The 20,397-nt window shown below is 72.4% G+C and carries 22 protein-coding genes and 1 pseudogene; 11 read left to right on the top strand and 12 right to left on the bottom strand.

The window, feature by feature from the left end:
* Nucleotides 1–5: 5 nt before the first annotated feature.
* From DEJ48_RS08480 to DEJ48_RS08470, 3 genes are all read right to left on the bottom strand, one after another.
* Nucleotides 6–1,043, bottom strand: coding sequence for a monodechloroaminopyrrolnitrin synthase PrnB family protein (locus DEJ48_RS08480; RefSeq protein ID WP_190537279.1), 1,038 nt, complete (start codon nt 1,041–1,043; stop codon nt 6–8).
* A 193-nt stretch (nt 1,044–1,236) separates the two neighbouring features.
* Nucleotides 1,237–1,905, bottom strand: a complete 669-nt coding sequence (locus tag DEJ48_RS08475) for an HAD family hydrolase (RefSeq protein ID WP_150215573.1) — start codon at nt 1,903–1,905, stop codon at nt 1,237–1,239.
* 153 nt (nt 1,906–2,058) lie between these two features.
* Nucleotides 2,059–2,784: a peptidyl-tRNA hydrolase gene (locus tag DEJ48_RS08470; RefSeq protein WP_150221066.1), complete on the bottom strand. Its 726-nt coding sequence runs from the start codon at nt 2,782–2,784 to the stop codon at nt 2,059–2,061.
* An 81-nt stretch (nt 2,785–2,865) separates the two neighbouring features.
* Here DEJ48_RS08470 and DEJ48_RS08465 point away from each other — a divergent pair, with 81 nt between their 5' ends.
* Together DEJ48_RS08465 and DEJ48_RS08460 are read left to right on the top strand one after the other, a co-directional pair.
* Nucleotides 2,866–3,765, top strand: a complete 900-nt coding sequence (locus DEJ48_RS08465) for an ATP-binding cassette domain-containing protein (protein ID WP_150215572.1) — start codon at nt 2,866–2,868, stop codon at nt 3,763–3,765.
* A complete protein-coding gene (locus tag DEJ48_RS08460; protein WP_150215571.1) occupies nt 3,765–4,433 on the top strand; it encodes an ABC transporter in 669 nt (222 codons plus the stop codon). Before DEJ48_RS08465 ends, DEJ48_RS08460 begins: the two co-directional genes overlap by 1 nt.
* Nucleotides 4,434–4,494: 61 nt before the next feature.
* On the opposite strand, the gene DEJ48_RS08455 is transcribed toward DEJ48_RS08460, so the two are convergent.
* The 3 genes from DEJ48_RS08455 to DEJ48_RS08445 form a co-directional block, all read right to left on the bottom strand.
* Nucleotides 4,495–4,731, bottom strand: a complete 237-nt coding sequence (locus DEJ48_RS08455; protein ID WP_150221065.1) for a hypothetical protein — start codon at nt 4,729–4,731, stop codon at nt 4,495–4,497.
* Between the two features lie 52 nt (nt 4,732–4,783).
* Nucleotides 4,784–5,653: a polysaccharide deacetylase family protein gene (locus DEJ48_RS08450; RefSeq protein ID WP_150215570.1), complete on the bottom strand. Its 870-nt coding sequence runs from the start codon at nt 5,651–5,653 to the stop codon at nt 4,784–4,786.
* A gap of 100 nt (nt 5,654–5,753) precedes the next feature.
* On the bottom strand, nt 5,754–6,446 hold the full coding sequence (locus DEJ48_RS08445) for an alpha/beta fold hydrolase (protein WP_150215569.1): 693 nt from the start codon (nt 6,444–6,446) through the stop codon (nt 5,754–5,756).
* Nucleotides 6,447–6,645: 199 nt separating this feature from the next.
* Between DEJ48_RS08445 and DEJ48_RS08440 the strand changes: the two are divergent.
* The 5 genes and pseudogenes from DEJ48_RS08440 to sph all read left to right on the top strand — a co-directional run bounded on the left by DEJ48_RS08440 (nt 6,646) and on the right by sph (nt 10,804).
* A pseudogene (locus DEJ48_RS08440) lies at nt 6,646–7,834 on the top strand (methyltransferase).
* A gap of 83 nt (nt 7,835–7,917) precedes the next feature.
* The gene (locus DEJ48_RS39635) at nt 7,918–8,058 is read left to right on the top strand and encodes a tryptorubin family RiPP precursor (protein ID WP_190538116.1); all 141 of its coding nucleotides are present in this window, start codon (nt 7,918–7,920) and stop codon (nt 8,056–8,058) included.
* A 107-nt stretch (nt 8,059–8,165) separates the two neighbouring features.
* Entirely contained in the window at nt 8,166–9,221 is a 1,056-nt protein-coding gene (locus DEJ48_RS08435) for a cytochrome P450 (RefSeq protein WP_150215568.1), read from the top strand.
* Nucleotides 9,222–9,518: 297 nt separating this feature from the next.
* Entirely contained in the window at nt 9,519–9,698 is a 180-nt protein-coding gene (locus DEJ48_RS08430) for a hypothetical protein (protein ID WP_150215567.1), read from the top strand.
* A gap of 122 nt (nt 9,699–9,820) precedes the next feature.
* Complete coding sequence (gene sph, locus DEJ48_RS08425; RefSeq protein ID WP_150215566.1) at nt 9,821–10,804, top strand: sphingomyelin phosphodiesterase; 984 nt, start codon at nt 9,821–9,823, stop codon at nt 10,802–10,804.
* Nucleotides 10,805–10,821: 17 nt separating this feature from the next.
* On the opposite strand, the gene DEJ48_RS08420 is transcribed toward sph, so the two are convergent.
* The 3 genes from DEJ48_RS08420 to zapE all read right to left on the bottom strand — a co-directional run bounded on the left by DEJ48_RS08420 (nt 10,822) and on the right by zapE (nt 14,025).
* On the bottom strand, nt 10,822–11,388 hold the full coding sequence (locus DEJ48_RS08420) for a DinB family protein (protein WP_150215565.1): 567 nt from the start codon (nt 11,386–11,388) through the stop codon (nt 10,822–10,824).
* Between the two features lie 58 nt (nt 11,389–11,446).
* On the bottom strand, nt 11,447–12,808 hold the full coding sequence (locus DEJ48_RS08415; protein WP_150215564.1) for a PhoX family protein: 1,362 nt from the start codon (nt 12,806–12,808) through the stop codon (nt 11,447–11,449).
* 128 nt (nt 12,809–12,936) lie between these two features.
* Complete coding sequence (zapE, locus tag DEJ48_RS08410; RefSeq protein ID WP_223831958.1) at nt 12,937–14,025, bottom strand: cell division protein ZapE; 1,089 nt, start codon at nt 14,023–14,025, stop codon at nt 12,937–12,939.
* Nucleotides 14,026–14,061: 36 nt separating this feature from the next.
* Between zapE and DEJ48_RS08405 the strand changes: the two genes are divergently transcribed.
* The 4 genes from DEJ48_RS08405 (at nt 14,062) to msrB (ending at nt 17,455) form a co-directional block, all read left to right on the top strand.
* Nucleotides 14,062–14,895 carry a pyrimidine reductase family protein gene (locus DEJ48_RS08405; protein WP_150215562.1) on the top strand — a complete coding sequence of 278 codons (834 nt, stop codon included), beginning with the start codon at nt 14,062–14,064 and terminating at the stop codon, nt 14,893–14,895.
* A 132-nt stretch (nt 14,896–15,027) separates the two neighbouring features.
* A complete protein-coding gene (locus tag DEJ48_RS08400; protein ID WP_190537278.1) occupies nt 15,028–15,510 on the top strand; it encodes an indole-3-glycerol phosphate synthase in 483 nt (160 codons plus the stop codon).
* A 102-nt stretch (nt 15,511–15,612) separates the two neighbouring features.
* Entirely contained in the window at nt 15,613–17,016 is a 1,404-nt protein-coding gene (murC, locus tag DEJ48_RS08395) for a UDP-N-acetylmuramate--L-alanine ligase (RefSeq protein WP_150215561.1), read from the top strand.
* 31 nt (nt 17,017–17,047) lie between these two features.
* A complete protein-coding gene (gene msrB, locus DEJ48_RS08390) occupies nt 17,048–17,455 on the top strand; it encodes a peptide-methionine (R)-S-oxide reductase MsrB (RefSeq protein ID WP_150215560.1) in 408 nt (135 codons plus the stop codon).
* Nucleotides 17,456–17,508: 53 nt separating this feature from the next.
* Here msrB and DEJ48_RS08385 read toward each other — a convergent pair whose 3' ends face one another.
* The 3 genes from DEJ48_RS08385 to DEJ48_RS08375 all read right to left on the bottom strand — a co-directional run bounded on the left by DEJ48_RS08385 (nt 17,509) and on the right by DEJ48_RS08375 (nt 20,352).
* On the bottom strand, nt 17,509–18,819 hold the full coding sequence (locus DEJ48_RS08385; RefSeq protein WP_150215559.1) for a M28 family metallopeptidase: 1,311 nt from the start codon (nt 18,817–18,819) through the stop codon (nt 17,509–17,511).
* A 217-nt stretch (nt 18,820–19,036) separates the two neighbouring features.
* On the bottom strand, nt 19,037–19,426 hold the full coding sequence (rbsD, locus tag DEJ48_RS08380) for a D-ribose pyranase (RefSeq protein ID WP_150215558.1): 390 nt from the start codon (nt 19,424–19,426) through the stop codon (nt 19,037–19,039).
* Nucleotides 19,423–20,352 (bottom strand): ribokinase, encoded by a 930-nt coding sequence (locus DEJ48_RS08375; protein WP_150215557.1) that lies wholly within the window; start codon nt 20,350–20,352, stop codon nt 19,423–19,425. Before DEJ48_RS08375 ends, rbsD begins: the two co-directional genes overlap by 4 nt.
* Between the last annotated feature and the right edge of the window lie 45 nt (nt 20,353–20,397).

Below are 20,397 nucleotides of genomic sequence, written 5' to 3'. Positions count from 1 at the left end.
CCGCCTTAGGCCGTGGCGTGATCGAGGGGCGGCGCGGCCGCGAAGGCGTCGGCCAGCCGTTGGTGGCGTTCCGTGGTCAGCTCGACCAGGTGGTCCAGGGAGTCGGTGGTGTAGCCGCCGCTGCCGAGGGAGCCGTCCGGGCGTATCCGCATGTTGGCGCGGGCGAGCTGGAGGTGCGGAAGCCGGAAGTGCAGGATCTCCCGCATCAGCAGCCGCAGTTGGGCCCAGACGGCCACCGTGGTGCCGTCCGGGGTCTCGTCCAGGAGCCGGGGCAGCAGGGGGCGGCTCGCCATGATGGTGTCGCCCGCCGCACGGTAGGCCGCGGGGAGGTAGAGCAGGTTCTCGTCGAGGTACTGCTCGTACCACGCGTGCCTGGGGTCGTCGGCCTCCGGTCTGAGCACCGCCATGTCGACGAGCAGCGGCGTCATCTGGGCGCCGCCCGGCGCGTACAGCACCGTGCCGCCCACCGTCATCGGCGGGAAGTACGGCCGCATCCCGGTGGAGAAGACCTCCGGGGTGATGTTCCGCTTCACGGTCAGCAGGGCGTGCGCGAACACCTTGAACGCCTCGGTGGCGGCGGTCAGATGCTCCACGAGAAGCGGGTCGCGCACGGGCAGCGGCAGCGCGGCCATGAGGTGGTCGACGGCGGGCCGCAGGGCGATGCCCGCCCTGCGGACCTCCTCGATGAAGAGGACCTCCTCGGGGAGGGCGGTGAAGGTTCTCAGCCGGTCCTCGGGGTTGCGCAGGGAGTACGAGTAGACGCTGTCGCGCGGCACTTCGTCGACGAGGGCGCCGAGCTTGAGCAGCGCCTCCTCCGCGCCGGGCAGGGACCGGTGGTCGGTGCCGTGCCGCTCCAGGGAGGCGAGCACGAAGCCCAGGTCGCGCAGGGCCGCGCCGGCCGTGGCCTCGTCGGTGACGGCGTCGGGGACGCGGTCGAGGAGCCGGAGCGCCAGTCGCTCCAGGCCGCCCGTGTCGGCGGACCCGTTGAGCTCCGGCAATTCATGGATGTGCTCTGCGAACCGCAGCGGATCGAGTTCGCTCACGCGTTGGTCCAGAGTTCGCATTTCGGTGGCGAGATTCAAGGAAATGACCTCTAAATGTGCCGGAGTGGTGGACTCGGGAACGTCAAGACGTCAGGAAGCGTCAGAGACGGGAACGTAAAAGAGCGGCGGAATGCGCGAGAAAGGGACAGAGAGTGTCAGAGCGCGTGGATATGGTCAGAGCGCGTGGCGAAGGTCAGAGAATGGAATTCAGCTCGTCGAGCGCCTGAATGCGGTGCGCCAATGGCACGGGAGGCCGCGCGGCCGCGGGCCGGGCGGTGAACCAGGCGACGGGAATTCCCGCGGTGTGCGCGGATCGCAGACCGGCGAAGGAGTCGTCCACGGCCAGCGCCCGGTGGGAGGTGTGGCCGGCGTGCCGCAGGGCGGCGAGGTAGACGTCGGGGGCCGGTTTCGGGGCGAGGCCGCGACCGGCGCAGGACACCGACGCGAAGTGCGACCTGATCCCGAGCCGGTCCAGGTGGCCCGCCACCCAGGAGTGCGCGTTGCCGGAGGCGACGGCGAGCCGGTGGCCTCCGGCGCGGCAGTGGTCCAGGAAGGACCGGGTGGCCGGGGCCAGCGGCTCCCGGTCCGCGCGCCGCTGGTTCTCGTGCTCGAACACGTCCCAGGACGTGCGCGCCCTCTCCTGCCCGAGCAGGGAGGTGAGCGCCCCGTTCAGGGCGTCGCGCGCGAGAGTCCCGTCGGGGTGCGTGGGTATTCCGTCGGGCAGATCGATGCCTGCTTCGTCCAGTACGACGGTCCACGTCTCAAGGGCGATGCGTTCGGTGTCGAGCAGAACGCCGTCGAAGTCGAGGACGATGAGTCGTTGCGATGCCGGGTGTTTCTCTTTGAGGCCGTACGCAGACATGCAACAACGCTCCCCCCATTCCGGAACTGCGCCCAAAACAGGGCAACATTCCCGGACCCCCTTGGTCTAGACCTGAAAAACGTAACCCGGAACGTGGTGCTCTTCAAGCCCTTGATTGTGATTCCGGAGTGGTGGTACAGGCCTCGACCGCTGCTAGCGGGGGAGCGGGCAGAGATGGCGGCCGCCCTCGACCGCGACCGTTTTTCCGGGGGCGATCTCGGTGAAGCCCGCATCGCGGACCACGGGAAGGCCGCTCGTGGTGAGGTCACGCCAGCGGGCCGCGTCGGCGGTGCGGACCGAGAGGGGGAAACCCGCGTCGCGCCATGCGGCGCGGTCCTCGGCCGACAGCTCCCACCAGGCCAGCTGCGCGCCGTGCCCCGCCTGTGCCATCGACTTGCCCGCCGTCATGTCGACCTCGGGGCTCATCCACAGGACGGGGTACGCCGGGTCGGCCCCGGCCGGGGGCTCCGGGTCGTCGAGCTCCGTGCCCGAGACCTGGAGGCGCGCCAGCTCCTTGGGCCAGCCGTCGAGGGGGACCGGCGGATAGACCCGCACCTCCGCCGACTTGCCGGTGACCGTGATGCCGGGCAGCGCCTCGGCCCTGCGCCACTCGGCGCCGCGCGCCCTGCGCACCACCTTGCGGATGCGGGCGTCCTGCCAGTCGTTCATCGCCTGCGCCCACGGCCCCTCGCCGAGGGACCGCTCGTCGCTCAGGATCATCAGGACCGCGCGGGCCGCGGTCTCCAGGGCGTCGGTGCGGGCCGGGGGAGCGGTGCGCTCGATGCGGGCGACGAGCGGCAGCACGAACTGCGGTGCCTCGTCGCGCCAAGTGTTCTCATGGCGGAACGGGCTGTCCTGGGCGGCCTGCGCGTCCGGCATGCCGGGAGTGGTCGTTTCGTCGCTTCTCACGTCCGCCAGTCTGCCAGCCGGGTGCCGCGGCCCGTGCGCGAGGATGACCTCATGGAACGTGATCTCGCGGTGCGGCTCGACGGGGTCGGCCGCCGCTACGGCATGGGTGGCACCTGGGTGCTGCGCGGTGTCGACCTCGGTATACGCACGGGCTCGCTGGTGCGCGTCGAAGGGGCCAACGGCACGGGAAAGTCGACCCTGTTGAGACTGCTCGCCGGTATCGACGCACCGTCCGAGGGGCGGGTGAGCGGGCGCCGGCGCACGGCGTTCGTCCCCGAGAGGTTCCCGGCCGCCCTGCCGTTCACGGCCCTCGGCTACCTCACGCACATGGGCCGCGTGCACGGCCTCGCGGCCGGTGCCGCGCGGCGGGGTGCGGCCGAGTGGCTGGAGCGGTTCGGCGCCGCCGCGTATGCGCGCACGCCCCTGTCGGAGCTCTCCAAGGGGAGCAGCCAGAAGGTGGCCGTGGCGCAGGCGCTGCTGGCGGAGCCCGATCTGCTCGTCCTCGACGAGGCGTGGACGGGCCTGGACGCGCCCGCCCGCGCCGCACTCGACCGCGCGGTGTCCGACCGCACGGCGGAGGGCGGCGCCGTGGTCTTCGTCGACCACGACCCGCGCCGCCTTCCGGGGGTGGCCGATGAAACGTACGCGGTGATCGGCACGGCGCTGAACCGACTTACGGAGACGGACACTTCGGATCCCGCACGCGCGGCGGAACGGCAAGGGCCGACCGTCCTCATCGAGGTCCAGGGGCCCCAGGGCGCGGAACTTCCGGCGCCGGTGACGGCGGCGTCCGTGGCGACGGCCGCCGGGACGCCCGACGGCACCACACGCCTCACCGTTCCCCGGCCGCACTCGGACCGGATCCTGCGGGAGCTCCTGACGGCGCGGCCCCCGTGGCACGTGGTGACGGTGAGCGCCCCGGCCGGAGAGAGGCGGGGTGAGGAACGGTGATGTCCGCCCTGCTGCGCTACCAGACCGCCCTGCTCGTGCGTTCCCAGCGCTGGCTGCCGCCCGTGATCCTCTACGCCGTCTTCCTCGGCATCGGCGTGCAGGGCGGTCAGCCGATCCTGGACTCGCTCGCGTACGCCGCCGGGGCCCTGCTGCCCGTGGCCGCCTGGCTGGTGCGGATCTGTGTGTCCAACGAGCCGCCCGCCGCCCGCAGTTGCTCCGCCGCGGCGGCGGGACCCGGGCGGGCGCATCTCGCCTCGCTGCTCGCCGCGTTCCTCGCGGCGTCCGCACTGGGAGGCGCGGCGGTCCTCGTCGTGACGGCCATCAGCGACGCGGCGAGCATCAACTCCCGGGTGCCGGTGCCGCGGCTCTCCGCGGGCGCGGCCGGGCTCCTCGCGATGCTGGTCAGCGCGTTGCTCGGCACGGCGCTCGGGGCGCTCGCCAACTGGCCGCTGCTGCGCTCCGCGGGGCGGGCCGTCCCCGCGATGCTGCTCGGCGCGCTGCTGCTGGTCGTCACCACGGGCTCCCCGGCCAAGTCGGTCCTCACCGACCTGACCACGGGCTCGCGGGAGGGCGTGGTGCCGCTGTCGCTGGGCGCGCTCGCGGGGTCGCTCGCCGTCGCGGCGGCGGCGATGTGGGGGGCGTGCGCGCTCAGTTCGCGGCGGGGGTGAGACGAGGGACGGGGCGGGGCGTGACGGGGCGTGGAGAGGTGGCTCGGGGGGGCGAACGGTGTCACCCCGAGCACGCCGCCCGCTCCGCCTCCCGCCACTCGCACACCGGGCAGAGCGTGATGCCCTTGTGGGACTCCGGGTACTCGGTGGGGGCGCGACACAGCGCGCACTCGGCGAGGACTTCCGAGGCGCCGGTTTCCGAGGCGCCGGTCTCCGAGGCGCCGGCTTCCGAAGGTCCGGCCTCCGAAGGTCCGGCCTCCGTGGTATCGGCCGCCGTTGCCCGGCCCTCACCCGTCACTCCAACCTCGTCCGCATCCGTACGACCACCCACATCCGCCATACCGGCCACCCTAGCCCCGTGCCCCCGCGGCCCTGATCTGCTCCGACACCCGGACGAATCGGAAGCCGCGCTCCCGGAGCTTCGGGATGATCGTGCGCAGGGCGCGTTCCGTCGCGGGGGCCGCGCTGCGTGTGCAGTGCATGACGACGACCGAGCCGGGCCGCACCCCGTCGAGAACCTGCCGGGCCACCGCCGCGGAGTCCGTCGCGAAGGCGTCGCCGCTGACGACGTCCCACTGCACGGCGGTGACGCCGCCGGGTGCGAGGGCGCGCAGGGCCCGCTGGTCGTAGCAGCCGCCGGGGAAGCGGAAGTACGGCACGGGGCGCTCGACCCCGGCCGCGCGGAACGCGGCGAACGCGCGCTCCATGTCGGCGCGCATCCGGGGCGCCGGAACCGTCGGCAGTCCGTAGCAGCGGCCGGTGAACGCGTGGTGGCTGTACGAGTGGTTGGCGACCTCGAAGAGCGGGTCGCGCCCGATGGCCCTGGCCTGCGCCGGGTACTCCTCGGCCCACCGCCCCGTCATGAAGAACGTCGCCGGGACCTTCAGGCGCCGCAGCGTGGCGACCAGCGCCGGGTTGTCGAACCGTTCACCGGCCGCCGCGCGCGGACCCTGGTCCGCGGTCATGTCGGCGTCGAAGGTGAGGGCGACGGTACGGCCGCGGGCCCGGGGCCCGTTCTCGAAGACGGGGGTCAGGCCGGACGGGCCGGGGGCCAGCGTGGGCGGGGCGGACGCCGAGGGAGCGGCGGCGCTCGCCGGGGGCCGGGCGTGACGGCCCGTGTGACCGGACGACGTGGCGGTGTCGCCGGCACAACCGGCGAGGGCTGCGGTCAGGGTGCCGAGGGCGCAGAGCGCGGCGCATCTCCGTACGAGAGTGATCACTAGCTGAACATATATGTATGAATGTAGTAAATCGGACTAAGGCTCGGCCCGTCCGGTGCACCGCCACTCGTCCGGGCCCGCGAGCGGCGGCACGGCGCGCTCACACCCAGCCGTCGAGTGACCCCATGAACGCGTCGAAGTCGTCCCGATGGATCGTGTGCCCCGCGCCCCGGACCGTGCGCACCTCGAAGCCGCGCCGCGCCAGCTCCTCCTTGAGCGCGTCGGACACGACGGTGCTCGGGTCCGCGACCTGCACGAGCGACGGCACGACGGGTGCGGCGGGGGTGCGGTCGACGGCGTCCGCGCCGGAGATCGAGAGCGCGGTGTCCGGGTCCCAGACCGCCAGCGTGGCCATCTCGACGTCGAGGTCGGCCGCCTCCCAGCGCGGGTTGAACTTCGCCAGGACGTCGCGCGGGATCCGCCGGAACTCCACGAACAGCGCGGGATCGACCGCCCCCTCGCCGCCGAGCGCCCACGCCGGGTCGGAGTAGACGGCCCGCGCGGGCGCGAGGCGCTCCACCGCGAGGGACAGGGCGACACCGCCGAGCGAGTGCCCGACCGCCAGCTCCGCGCCCGTCGGCAGCGTGTCGACGAGGTCGTCCGCGAATATCTCCGCACCGTACTCGCCACGTCCGCTCGCGCCGTGACCGCGCAGATCGACGCCGATCACGCGGTACCCCTTGTCGGCGAGGGCGGGACCCACGCGCCGCCAGGTGCGGTGGTCCGACATGATCCCGTGGACCAGGAGGGCGACGCGGTCGCCGGCTCCCCACTCGTGCGTGTGCAGCTTCATGGTGGTGGCGCCTCTCTTGTGCGCGGCCTCTCTCTGGTCGAGGCGGCCCGCGATGTGGCAGATTCTCCCTCGTGACTCTCGGCATGGTCGTCGGCTGACTCCCGCTCGCGCGCGGCGACGCGGGGGCTTCGCATGCCCTCTTTCTCCGCGTCGTCGCGCTCTTCGTGCCCTTGCGCCCCGCGATCACGAGGAGTCCTTGATGCCCCGCATCGAGTGGACCGAGAACGACCACACCAACAGCCCTGTCCAGTACGCCGGTTGGCACTCCGAGAGCGGCGCCGCGCCGCCCCGCCGCATCGTCGTCGCCGATGACCGGACCCGGGCGGCCGCCGCCCACCGCCTCGCCTGCGAAGGCACCGCGCTGCTCTGGCGCGGCGACTTCCACGGCGCCCGGCAGCTCCTCGGCGCGCTCGGCCGCCGCGTCGACAGGAAGACCCCCGCGCCGGGTGCCACCCCCCGCCGACGCCTTCCACCTGCACCGCCGCGCCCGGGGCCACCGGGCCCGCGTGCTCGGCATGCTGCTCGTGCACCTCGACGGCGAGTACCGGCTGGGCCTGCGCCGAGCGCCCGACGTCCGCACGGCCTGCCGGGAGGCCTACGGTCCGCCCGACGGGCCGACGGTGGTCTCCCTGCGCGAACTCCTCGGCGTGATCGGCGCCCACGAGTGGCGGACGAAGGGCGTGCGCGTGCCCGCACTCGGCGCCCGCATCCACCCGCACTACGGCGTGTTCTCCCCGGTCAGGGGCGAGTACGTCGACCTGGTCGCGCGGGCGCCGCTCCCGGGTTCCGGCGCGGCTCCACGGCCGCGTACCGCGTTCGACGTCGGAACCGGCACCGGCGTGCTCGCGGCCCTCCTCGCGCGCCGCGGCGTGGCACGGGTGGTCGCCACCGACATCAACCCGCGCGCCGTCGCCTGCGCGCGCGACAACGTCGAACGCCTCGGTCTCGCCGGGCGCGTGGAGGTCCTCGGCACCGGCCTCTTCCCGCCGGGCCGCGCCGCGCTCGTGGTGTGCAACCCGCCGTGGCTGCCCGCCCGGCCGACCTCCGCCGTCGAGCAGGGTGTGTACGACCCGGGCGGCGCGATGCTGCACGGCTTCCTGGCGGGGCTCGCCGCGCATCTGGAACCCGCGGGGGAGGGCTGGCTCGTCCTCTCCGACCTGGCCGAGCGTCTGCGACTCCGTTCGCGGGAGGCGCTGTTGGCGGACTTCGACGCGGCAGGTCTGCGCGTCGTGGACCGCCTGGACATCGCGCCGCGCCATCCGCGCGCCGCCGACCCCACCGACCCGCTGCACGCGGCGCGTGCGGCCGAGGTGACCTCGCTCTGGAGGCTGGCGCCCGGGCTCGGTTCCGCGGACGCCACGGTGGACGGCACGCTCGCCGACCTGTGACGGCGCGCGCGTGCATGCGGGCCGCTGACGCTCCGCTCACGCGGGTCGCGTTGCCGTTTATCGGACGTTGATCGGACGGGGCCATGCTCGCCGCAGGTCCATGTCCCGCATGGACGCCGACGGAATCGACCGGAGGTATGCACATGAAGGTTGTCCGCTCCCTCAAGAAGAAGATCACCGGCGAGAAGAGCCTCAAGGCGTACGCCTGGTACCACTGGTACTAGGCCTGCCCTGCTCTCGACCGTAGGGACGTAATGCGCCGTTGAGGCCCGGGCCCGGCGTGCCGCGAACCGGCCGCCGGGCTCGGCCCTCCCGCCCAGGGAGACCTCCGATGTCCATTTCCGGCACCGACCGGCTCGCGCGGACCACCGTCTTCACGCCGCGACTCCACGCCCTGCTGCGCGACCACCGCGGCGAGGACGTGTTCCGCCTGGACGACGACACCGTCGGCGTCGCCGGGCCCGCGCTCACCGACCAGATCCTCGCCGCCCGGCCCGCCACCGAGCGCGAACGCCCCACCTTCAAGCCGCTGCACGGGCGCTCCATCCCGCGCACCGAGGCCGCCACCGTCATGCAGGCCATCGGCCGTGACGTACGGGCGGCGCTGAAGAAGCCCGTGCCCGGCCGGCCCGACCTCTCCGGGGAGTGGCCGCACGTCGGCCACGTGTACCTGCGCGACCTGATCCTCGGCGCCGACCCGTACCGGCTGCGCATCCTCATGGACCGCACACTGGAGCTGACGCCCAAGCTGACCTGGACGGTCATCGCGACCGGCGCCGCCCTGCCCGGCAGGCTCCGCCCCGGCGCGCCCGTCACCAGCATCGCGGGCCTCACGGCGAACGCCACGACGTACAGCGACCGGCGCTACGCCATGGGCCTGTACCGGCGCGCCGCCGCCCCCGTCTGCTTCACCGTCTCCACGCTCGTCGCCAACGCGTACTGGCTCGGGGCGCCCTTCGACGACGAGACGCCGGGCGAGCACATCCTGTACGAGTCCATGCGGCTGCTCCCGCCGTCCTGGAACATCCTGCGCAACGCGTCCCCCGAGTACACCGCCCTCGACGCCCGCATCGGCACCGGCGACGACGTCCTGCTCCTGCCGCTGCTCAGCCACCGCGACCCGGAACTCTGGGACGACCCCGACGAGTTCCGCCCCGAGCGCTGGGCCACGCTCGACCCCGACGACCACCCCGGCTACCTCCCCTTCGGCCACGTCTCCGAACGCTGCTGGGGCCGCCACATGGTGATGCCCCTGGCCGGCATGCTCCTCGACATCCTGCGTGCCGAGGGCACGACGGTCGACCCCCGCCAGACCGCGGCGAAGGTGCCGCTCGCGGGCCTGCTCGGCGTCGACAAGGTCCGCCTCGTGAGGTCCGCCCAGGCGTGACGGTGTGAGCAACACCCCACCTGTGGGCGCCAGTTACCCTCTGGCGCCCGCCTGGAGGAACAGGGCATGGTGGGAGTCCGAACGCAGGGAGTGATGAGCATGGCTGCGAACTACCGGCGCATGAGCGCCCGTTCCCACGGGAAGTGACCCCGGTCGCCGGGGCCGACCACCCCGGACGCAGCCCTGCCGCCGGCCCACGCCGGACGCGTCTCCGTCGGTCACTCGGCACCCCGGATCCCCGGATTTCTGAGGGGATTTCGCCTTCACCCGCTCCGGCCTGCCGACGGAGGAACCGCCATGACCACCATCCTCATCGAACTCGCCGCAGGGGCTCCCGAGTTCCTGCTCGCCGCTGTCGTCGTGATCGCCGTGACGTTCCTGGCCGCCCTCGCCATCGCGGTCCGGGGCACGGCCCCGGAAGAGCGCGCGGCCGTACTGCGCGCCTTCGCCCAGATCTTGCCGGTACGACGAAGATAGGGCCGGGTGAACATCCGGGCCGGGAAGTGCGGACCGCGTTCACGCGACGTATCCCCAGGCGTAATCGCAGCTGCTTGGATGTGCGGGCCCGCAGCAATCCCCCCGCCTCCCTAGGAGCTTCCGTGTCGTACGCAGTGCTGCGCAGGACCCGTGTCGTCGCTCTCGCCTCCGTGGTCGCCGGTGCCACACTCGTCGCCGGCGGCCCGGCGGTGGCCGCCGACGCGGCCGCCGCGCCGCCACCGCTCAAGGTGCTCACGTACAACACCTTCCTGTTCAGCAAGACGCTCTACCCGAACTGGGGCCAGGACCACCGGGCGAAGGCGATACCGGTCGCCGACTTCTTCCGGGGGCAGGACGTCGTCGTGCTTCAGGAGGCGTTCGACAACTCCTCGTCCGACGCGCTGAAGGCGAACGCGGCCGGGCGCTACCCGCACCAGACTCCCGTGATGGGGCGCGGCAAGAGCGGGTGGGATGCCACCGGCGGCGCGTACTCCTCCGTGACGCCGGAGGACGGTGGCGTGACCGTGCTCAGCAAGTGGCCGATCGTGCGCAAGGAGCAGTACGTCTACAAGGACGCCTGCGGGTCCGACTCGTACTCCAACAAGGGTTTCGTGTACGCCGTGTTGGACGTGAACGGGACCAAGGCGCACGTCGTCGGTACGCACGCCCAGTCCACCGATCCCGGCTGCGGCAGCGGCGAGGCCGCGGCGACCCGCGCGAAGCAGTTCAAGGAGATGGACGCCTTCCTGGACGCCAAGAACATCCCCGCCGGTGAACAGGTCGTCGTGGCGGGTGACTTCAACGTCGACTCGCGCAGCGCCGAGTACGCCTCGATGCTCGCCGACGCGGGCCTCGCCCCCGCCGACGCCCGCACCGGCCACCCGTACTCCTTCGACACCCGGGACAACTCCATCGCCGCCGAGCGTTACCCGGACGACCCCCGCGAGGACTTGGACTACGTCCTGCACCGCACGGGCCACGCCCGCCCCGCCGCCTGGCGCAACGACGTGGTCAAGGAGCGGAGCGCGCCCTGGACGGTCTCCAGCTGGGGCAAGGAGTACACGTACACGAACCTGTCGGACCACTACCCCGTGACCGCCGGATAGGGGCAGGACGGCACCCGCTACTGGCCGACCCTGCCGTCGACGCACTCGCGCAGCAGGTCGGCGTGGCCGCAGTGCCGCGCGTACTCCTCGACGCGGTGCACCATCAGTTCGCGGACCGACGTGCGGTCCTTGCCCAGGCGTTCGCCCAGGTCCGGGTGGGCGGCGAGGGCGGCATCGGTCGCCGCCTGCTCGCGTTCCAGCGCGGCGAACGCCTCGTCGACCACCGCCTGGTCCGCGACGGCCCCGTGGAAGTCCGCGTCCTTGGGACCCCACAGCCGCGGAGCCGGGTCCTCGCTGATCCAGTTGCGCCAGTCCCGCTCCACCTCGGCGAGATGGCGGACCAGGCCGAGGAGCGACATCGTCGACGGCGGCACCGAGCGGCGGGCCAGCTGTTCCGCGTCCAGGCCCTCGCACTTCATGCGCAGGGTCATGCGGTACCCCGACAGGAAGTCGAGCAGCGTCGGCAGCTCGCCGTCCGGACTGTTCCCCTCGCTGTCGCGGGGGTCGTCGTCCGGATCGGCCCACATGTCGGGGTAGGTGGTGGCCCGGCTCCATCGCTCGGGACGGTCGTTCTGATCGCTCATGCTTCCATGGTCGGCCGAGCGGAGCCGGGGCCGCCAGTGCTTTGTTCCGCGGCGTCCGCTACCGGTGCCAGGGGCCCGTCACGGCGAACGTCGTGCCGGGCGTGTAGCAGTTCACGTACATCGTGTCGTGGTCGGGGGAGAACGTGACGCCCGCGAACTCGCCCCACTCGGGCTCCTCCGGGGTGCCGATGTTCTGCCTGCCGCGGGCCATCGCGTAGACCTCGCCGCGCCGAGTGAGTCCGTACACGTGCTGGGCGCCGCTGCCGTCCTCGCACACCATCAGGCCGCCGCTCGGCGCGAGGCAGATGTTGTCGGGGGACTCGCCCGGCATCTGGATGTCGGTGCTCGGACCGAACACGATCACGAGGGTGAGGCGGCGCCTCGACGGGTCGTACCGCCAGACCTGCCCGAAGTGGTCGCCCGCCGAGCCCTCGGCGCTGTGGGCGAACGACGAGACGAAGTAGACGGACGAGCCGCCCCAGTAGCAGCCCTCCAGCTTCTGCGCGTGGGTGATGCCCTTCTTGCCGAAGTCCTGGAGGCGGATGGGGGTTTCGGCCGCCAGCGGGTCCGGGACGTCGACCCACTCGATCCCGTCGAAGCAGGCGCCCGTCTCCTGGACGGCGGACAGGTCGGGCACACCCGGCACCCGCATGGCCTGGAGCTTTCCGCCCGCGCGCAGCGAACCGCGGCCGCCCTCGGGCTTCTTGGGCAGGAAGCGGTAGAACAGGCCGAAGGGTTTCTGGAAGGCGTCCTCGGTCTCGTAGACGACGCCGCGCTTCGGGTCGACGGCGATGGCCTCGTGCTGGAAGCGGCCCATCGCGGTCAGCGGCACCGCGCCGGTGCGGTGCGGGTCCACCGGGTCGACCTCGAAGATGAAACCGTGGTCCTTGGTGTAGCCGTTCGTGCCGGCCTTGTCCTCGGTCTCCTCACAGGTGAGCCAGGTGCCCCAAGGGGTCGGCCCGCCCGCGCAGTTGACGGCGGTCCCGGCGATCGCGACGCGCTCGCCGAGGACGTCGTTCCGCCGGTCGAGGGAGAGCGCCGTACAGCCGCCCTTGGCCATCGGGTCGTAGGTCAGGCCCCGGACGGTCGGCACGCCGATCTTGCCGGTGACGCGGTTCTCGTGGTTGCGCACGAGATGGACGCCGCCGTGGCGGCCGCGGAAGGCGGCCATGCCGTCGTGGTTGCTGGGCACCTTGCCCTCGCCCGACCGCAGTTCGTCGCCCTCGCGGGAGAGGACCTTGTAGCGGAAACCCCTGGGCAAGTCGAGCAGGCCCTCGGGGTCGGGGACGAGAGGGCCGTAACCGGCCTTGCCGTGTGCGGCCGCGGTGCCCGCGAAGAGTTCGGAGAGCGCGCCGGTGAAGGCGATTCCGGCGCCCACGGCACCGGAGCGGGCGAGCATCTGACGTCGAGTGGCAGACATGATGGACAACCTCCTGCTGGCGGACAGGAATGTGACCGGATGTGTGTACCACGCGCTCTGGTGCGCGGGAACCACGCGCGTAGCTTCCGTTTCGTGTGCCGTCCCGTGTCACCGCCGCCGAAGCACGGCTAGGCGTCCACGAGCCCCTTGGCGTCCCGCGCGAGCGCCGTGAGCCGCGAGATGGCACGGAAGTACTTCTTCCGGTACCCGCCGTTGAGCATGTCCTCGCTGAAGAGCCGGTCGAAGGGCACGCCGGAGGCGAGCACCGGCACCTCTCGGTCGTACAGCCGGTCGGCGAGCACCACAAGGCGCAGAGCGGTCGACTGGTCCGGCACCGGCGTCACGTCGGTGAGGCAGACGGCGCCGAGGTCGTCGGTCAGCGCGCCGTACCGGCTCGGGTGAACCTTGGACAGGTGTTCAAGGAGGTGCGGGAAGTCGTCGAGGGAGGCGCGGTCGGTCGCGTACGCCGCCTTGGTGACCTGCTCCTCCGAGTACGGAGCGGGGGCCTCCGGAAGGCCCCGGTGGCGGTAGTCCTCGCCGTCGATCCGCAACGCCTTGAAGTGGGACGACAGACCCTGGATCTCGCGCATGAAGTCCGTGGCCGCGAACCGGCCCTCGCCGAGCTTGCCGGGCAGCGTGTTCGAGGTCGCGGCGAGCGCCACACCCTCCCCGACGAGCTTGGAGAGCAGCGAGGAGACCAGGACCGTGTCACCCGGGTCGTCGAGCTCGAATTCGTCGATGCAGAGCAGCCGGTGCCCGCCGAGGGTGCGGACGGTCTGCTGGAAGCCGAGCGCGCCGACCAGGTTGGTCAGCTCGACGAAGGTGCCGAACGCCTTCTGCTCGGGGGCGGCGGGCGTCGCGTGCCAGAGGGAGGCGAGCAGGTGGGTCTTGCCGACGCCGTACCCACCGTCGAGGTAGATGCCGCGGGGGCCCGCCGGGGCGGCCGCCTTCTTCTGGAACCAGCGCCGCTTGCCCGCGCCGCTCGCGTGCGCCCCGCCGAGTCCCGCCGCGAAACCGCTCAGGACGCGCACCGCCTCGGTCTGGCTCGGCTGGTTCGGGTCCGGGATGTACGTGTCGAAGCGGGCGGCTTCGAAGCGCGGCGGCGGCACCATCTCGGCGACCAGACGGTCGGCCGGGACGTGCGGCTCGCGGGCGCACAGGGACAGCGGAGCCACTTCGGCTATGGGGTGGTGCCCGGAGGCGGCGGAGGACGACACGGTTCCCCAGTTTAGGGGGCGTGCAAGACTGCGGACATGCGACGCCTGTTCCCTGTGACCGACCAGACAGCCGACGTGAGCGACCGGACACACGACCGGACAGCCGACCGGACACACGACCGGACGCCCCATCGCACGGGTGACACGGCCGACCGGGAGTGGAGCCTCGACGAGCTGGCCGAGGCCTACGCCTACCCGCCGGGGGAGACGGCCTGGCTGCGCGCCAACATGGTGTCCACCCTCGACGGCGCGGCCCACCACGACGGCCGCTCCCACCCGATCTCCGGCGCCACCGACATGCGGATCTTCGGCACCCTGCGCGGCCTCGCGGACGCCGTGATCGTCGGCGCCGAGACCGTCCGGAAGGAGGGCTACCGTCCGGCGAAGTCACGTGAGGCCTTCGCCCGGCACCGCGCCGACGCCGGCCAGACGGAGGCGCCCGCCATCGCGGTGGTCAGCGCCGGGCTCGACCTGGACTTCTCGCTTCCGCTCTTCACCTCGCCCGTGACGCCCACGCTCCTCGTGACCGGGGCCTCCGCACCGGCCGACCGGGTCGCCGCGGCGGAGCGTGCGGGCGCCGTCGTGGTGATCGCGGGCGAGGGCGCGACCGTGGAACCGGAGCGGGTGGCGCCCGCCCTGGCCGAGCGCGGGCTCACCCGGCTGCTCACGGAGGGCGGGCCCCGGCTGCTCGGCCAGTTCGTGGCGGCCCAGGCGCTGGACGAGCTCTGTCTGACGGTGTCGCCGATGCTCGCCGCGGGGGACGCGCAGCGGATCGCGGGCGGATCCGCTCTGCGGGACCCCGACCGATTCGTACTGACGTCCGTATTGGAGGAGGCCGGGTTCCTCTACACCCGATACCGTCGAAGCTGACAATCGGCGGAATCAGCCGTTCCGTTTGGCTTCGGATGGGCACACTAGATCTCGCAGACCCCGTGCGGGCACGGGGCAGGATGGTTTCCGCAAGGGCCTCAGGAGGGCCCACGGATGAGAAGGGCGCCTGGCGTGTTCACAAGCGTATTGATGATCGAGAAGGCCCTGACGTCCGCCGACGTGGAGTTCGTCACCACCTTGCACGGGGACGAGCCCATCACCTTCCACGTGCTGCTCCAGCCGCGGGGCGACCAGGCGGACCGGCTGCTGCGCGCCATCGACGACGTCGCCCTGGGCGAGCTCGACGAGGCGGCGCGCGAGGGCGAGACCCCGGAGGGTCAGGAGGCGGCGGGCTTCGGCGAGCGGGCGCTGCAGGTCTCCCTGACGGCGCTGCGGGCGGCGGGCTGCGCGGCACAGGGGCGGCTCATCGAGAACCATCCGCTGGACGCACTCAAGACGCTGGTCGCCGAGGCCGGGGCCGACGAGGTGATCGTCCTGACCGACCCGCACTACGTCGAGGAGTTCTTCCATCGCGACTGGGCCTCGAGGGCCCGCCACAAGGTGGGCGTCCCGGTCCTGAAGCTCTTCTCGCACAGCCTGGCGGACGAGAACTAGGCGGCGGCCAGGGCGGGGCCCGGGTGCCTCGGGCGTCGTGTGCCGCGGGAGGCAATAGGCTGGGGCCTTCTCAGTCGTCGTACCACCAGGGGAGACACACGCATGGCACCCGGCCTGCCCCAGTCCATGGCCGACATGGACCGACCGCACTTCATCGGCATCGGCGGCGCCGGGATGTCGGGCATCGCGAAGATCCTCGCCCAGCGCGGCTCCCGGGTCGCGGGCAGCGACGCCCGGGAGTCCGCCACCGCCGAGGCGCTGCGCGCGCTGGGCGCCACGGTCCACATCGGCCACGACGCGGCCCACCTCGCGCCCGACGCCACCTGCGTCGTCGTCTCCTCCGCCATCCGCGAGGACAACCCTGAGCTGGCCCGCGCCGCCGAGCTCGGCATCCCCGTCGTGCACCGCTCGGACGCCCTGGCCGGCCTCATGGAGGGCCTGCGCCCGATCGCCGTCGCGGGCACCCACGGCAAGACCACGACGACGTCGATGCTCGCCGTCACCCTCGCCACCCTCGGCCTCGACCCGTCGTACGCGATCGGCGGCGACCTCGACGTGCCGGGCTCCAACGCGCTGCACGGCAAGGGCGACATCTTCGTCGCCGAGGCGGACGAAAGCGACCGCAGCTTCCACAAATACGCGCCCGAGGTCGCCATCGTCCTCAACGTGGAGCTCGACCACCACGCCAACTACGCGTCGATGGACGAGATCTACGAATCCTTCGAGGTCTTCGCGGGCCGGATCGTCCCCGGCGGCACCCTGGTCGTCTCGGCGGACCAGCCGGGCGCCGTCGAGCTGACCCGGCGCGTCCGCGACCTCGGAGAGCTCAAGGTCGTCACGTACGGCGAGTCCGAGGACGCCGACCTGCGCATCCACAAGATCACGGCCCGCGGCCTGACCAGCGAGGTCACCGTCCTCCTGGACGGCAAGCTGCTGACCTTCACGGTCTCGGTCCCCGGCCGCCACTACGCGAACAACGCCGTCGCGGCCCTCGCCGCGGGCATCGCCCTCGGTATCCCCTCCCGGAACCTGGCCGGCGCCCTGAAGTCGTACACGGGCGTCAAGCGCCGCCTCCAGCTCAAGGGCGAGGCCGCGGGCGTCCAGGTCATCGACTCCTACGCCCACCACCCCACCGAGATGACGGCCGACCTGGAGGCGATGCGCTCCGCCGCGGACGGCTCCCGCATCCTCGTCCTCTTCCAGCCCCACCTGTTCTCGCGCACCCAGGAGCTGGGCACCGAGATGGGCCAGGCCCTCGCCCTCGCCGACTCCTCCGTGGTCCTCGACATCTACCCGGCCCGCGAGGACCCGATCCCCGGCATCACCAGCGCCCTGATCGTCGACGCCGCGCGCGCGGCGGGCGCCGAGGTCGAGGCCGTCCACGACAAGGCGGAGGCCGTCCGCACGATCGCGGGAATGGCGAAGCCCGGCGATCTCGTTCTCACCATGGGAGCGGGCGACGTCACGGACCTCGGCCCGCAGATCCTGGCCGAGCTGTCGAAGTAAGTCGAGCTGTCGAAGTAAGGGGAAGGCACCCATGTCGTACGACGTCGAGAAGCCGGACGAGCAGTGGCGGGCGGAGCTGACCCCCTCGGAGTACGCGGTGCTGCGCCAGGCCGGCACCGAGCCCGCCTTCGTCGGTGAGTACACGGACACCAAGACCGAGGGCGTCTACTCCTGCCGTGCCTGCGGCGCGGAGCTGTTCACCTCGACGGAGAAGTTCGAGTCGCACTGCGGCTGGCCGAGCTTCTTCGACCCCAAGGACACGGACGCGGTCGAGCTGCTCCAGGACACCTCGCACGGCATGGTCCGCACCGAGGTCCGCTGCGCCCGCTGCGGCTCGCACCTGGGCCACGTCTTCGAGGGCGAGGGCTACCCCACCCCGACGGACCAGCGGTACTGCATCAACAGCATCTCGCTGCGGCTGACGCCGAGCGGGGGCTGAGGCGGAAGTGGCAGGGGGTCGGCGCGCTCCGGGCGCGCCGACCCCCCGACGTCCTAGAACGTCAGCTTCCAGCTGTTGATGTAGCCCGTGTCCTGGGACGCGACGTCCTGGGCGCGGAGCTTCCAGGCGCCGTTGGCCGTCTCGCTCGACGCGTCGACCGTGTACGTGGCGATGATGTTGTCCGCCGAGTCGTTGCTGCTCGAGTTCTTCAGGCGGTACGCCGTGCCGTCGGGGGCGACCAGGTCGAGGACGACGTCACCGCGCCAGGTGTGCCGGACGTCGACGTCCACCTTGAGGGTGGCGGGGGCGTTGCCGGTGCGGCCTGTGACGTTGACCGTGGAGGTCACCGCGGCGCCGTTGTCCGGGATGGCGACGTCCGTGGTGTTCTCGTACACGTCGCCGGGCGGCACCGTGGTGCCCGCGCCGAGGGTCCAGATCGCGTGGGCGATGGCGTCGCTGTTGCGGTCGAGCGCCGTGTCGTTGATGTTCGACGTCGAGTCGCAGGACGAGTGGTAGCAGCGGTCGAAGGCCTGGCCCGCCGTGCCGCCCCACTTCTGGGCCTGCGCGCTGGACTTGGAGCGCTCGGCGCCGGTGAACAGACCGCCGACCGGGATGCCGACGTTGGCGAACGGCGCGTGGTCGGAGCGGCCGTCACCCTCGGTCTCGATCTCGGTCGGGACGCCGAGCCCCGCGTAGTAGTCCTTGAACGTCTTCTCGATCGTCGGGTCGTCGTCGTAGACGAAGTAGCCCGGGTTCGGCGAGCCGATCATGTCGAAGTTCAGATAGCCGCTGACCTTTGAACGGTCCGCCGCGGGCAGGTTGTTGACGTAGTACCGCGAGCCGACCATGCCCAGCTCCTCGGCGCCCCACCAGGCGAACCGCAGGTGCTTCGTCGGCTGGAGCTGCGCACGCGACACGGCGAGCGCGGTCTCCAGGATGCCGGCCGAGCCCGAGCCGTTGTCGTTGATGCCGGCCCCCGCCGAGACGCTGTCGAGGTGCGCGCCGGCCATCAGGACCTGGTTGGCGTCCCCGCCCGGCCAGTCGGCGATCAGGTTGTACCCGGTGGCGCCGCTGGACGTGAACTGCTGGATGCGGGTGGTGAATCCGGCCGCGTCCAGCTTGCCCTTCACGTAGTCGAGCGATGCCTTGTAGCCGGCGCGCCCGTGGGCCCGGTTGCCGCCGTTGGCCGAGGCTATGGACTGGAGCTGGGAGAGGTGCGCCTTGACGTTGGCGAGCGGGATGTCGGGCGCCGCGAGGGTGGGCGAGGGGGCGGCGGGCGTGGCGATGGCGGGAGCGGCGGTGGCGAGCAGGCCGCCGATGGCCAGGGTGGCGGCACCGACGGCCGCACGTCTGAACAGGTTCATGTGTGGGGCTCCGTATTCCGAACAGCGTGAGGGACGGAACGTGCGAGGCGCCCTGCGACGCGGGTGCCGCGGGGCGCCTTTGGAGCTGTGCGTGCTGTGCGTTGCCTGATGTTGAGGGCGGGACGACCCGCGGTCAAGAGCGGAAACCGGTCACATGACGGTCAGCCACGTCCGTATACCGGACGCCTGGCTGGGGGTGCGGCTCCGTCGGCGGCCGTCAGAAGAAGACGCCGCACCTCAGCAGCACGTTCGCGTACGGACGCGCCTCACCGGTCCTGACCACCAGACGGGCACTCGCCGAGAGCCCCTTGAGCTCCTCGTGCGGGACGAGGGCGAGCGACGGGAGGCTGTCGTGCAGCAACCGGTCCGCTGCCGGATTCGCCTCGCGTACCTCCACCGCCGCCGTCCCGCCCTCCACCACCAGCTCGTCCAGGAGCCCGTCGAGGACCTCCGCGAACGACGGGACCCCGGCGCGGAACGCCAGGTCCACCACGCGCGGGCCCGCCGGGATCGGCATGCCCGCGTCGCAGACGAGCACGGTGTCGCCATGGCCCAACTCGGCCAGCGCGCCCGCGAGATGGCGGTTCAGGATGCCCGACCTCTTCACCGGGACGGGACCTCCGGAACGGCCTCGGCGAGCTCCGCCGCGGTCGGGTAGGAGTCCTGCGCGCCCTTGCGGGTGACCGCCGCCGAGCCCACCCGCACCGCGTACGCGGCCGCCGTCGGCAGGTCCTCGCCGAGGCCGAGGCGCCAGCCGAGCGCCGCCGTGAAGGCGTCGCCCGCGCCGGTCGTGTCCACCGCGTCGACCTTCGGGCTCGGGACCCGTACCGCGCTGTCGCCCGAGCCCTCCGCGGTCAGCGCACCCTCGGCGCCCAGCGTGATCACCACCGAGCGCGGGCCCAGCGCGAGCAGCCCGCGCGCCCACTCCTCGGGGGAGTCACCCGCGTCGTCGCCGAGGATGACGCGGGCCTCGTGCTCGTTCACCACCAGCGGGTCGCACGCAGCGAGGACCTCGTCGGGCAGCGGGGCGGGCGGCGACGGGTTGAGGACGAAGCGGGCGCCGGGGCGCACGGCGCGGGCCACCTCGGCGACCGTGTCCAGAGGGATCTCCAGCTGCGTGGAGACGACCCGCGCCGCCGACAGCAGGCTGCCCGCCGCACGGACGTCCTCGGGGGTGAGGCGCCCGTTGGCACCCGGGGAGACCACGATGCTGTTGTCGCCCGACGGATCGACCGTGATCAGCGCGACGCCGGTCGGCGCGCCGCCCACCAGGACGCCGACGGTGTCCACACCGGCCGCACGCTGCGCGTCCAGGAGGAGCGCGCCGTGGGCGTCGTCGCCGACCCGGGCGAGCAGCGCGGTGCGGGCACCGAGACGGGCCGCGGCGACCGCCTGGTTGCCGCCCTTGCCGCCGGGGTGGACGGCCAGGTCGGAGCCGAGGACCGTCTCGCCGGGCGCGGGGCGGCGCTCCACGCCGATCACCAGGTCGGCGTTGGCGGAGCCCACGACCAGCAGCTCGTAGTCGTCGTTCATGGGTGCTTGTTCCTGCTTTCGTACGATGAGGTGCCGATGTGACGG

It is taken from the genome of Streptomyces venezuelae (assembly GCF_008642315.1).
GTDB classification, from domain to species: domain Bacteria; phylum Actinomycetota; class Actinomycetes; order Streptomycetales; family Streptomycetaceae; genus Streptomyces; species Streptomyces venezuelae_D.
Note: the sequence above shows the minus strand (reverse complement) of the source record. Positions and strands in the feature narration are given on the sequence as shown.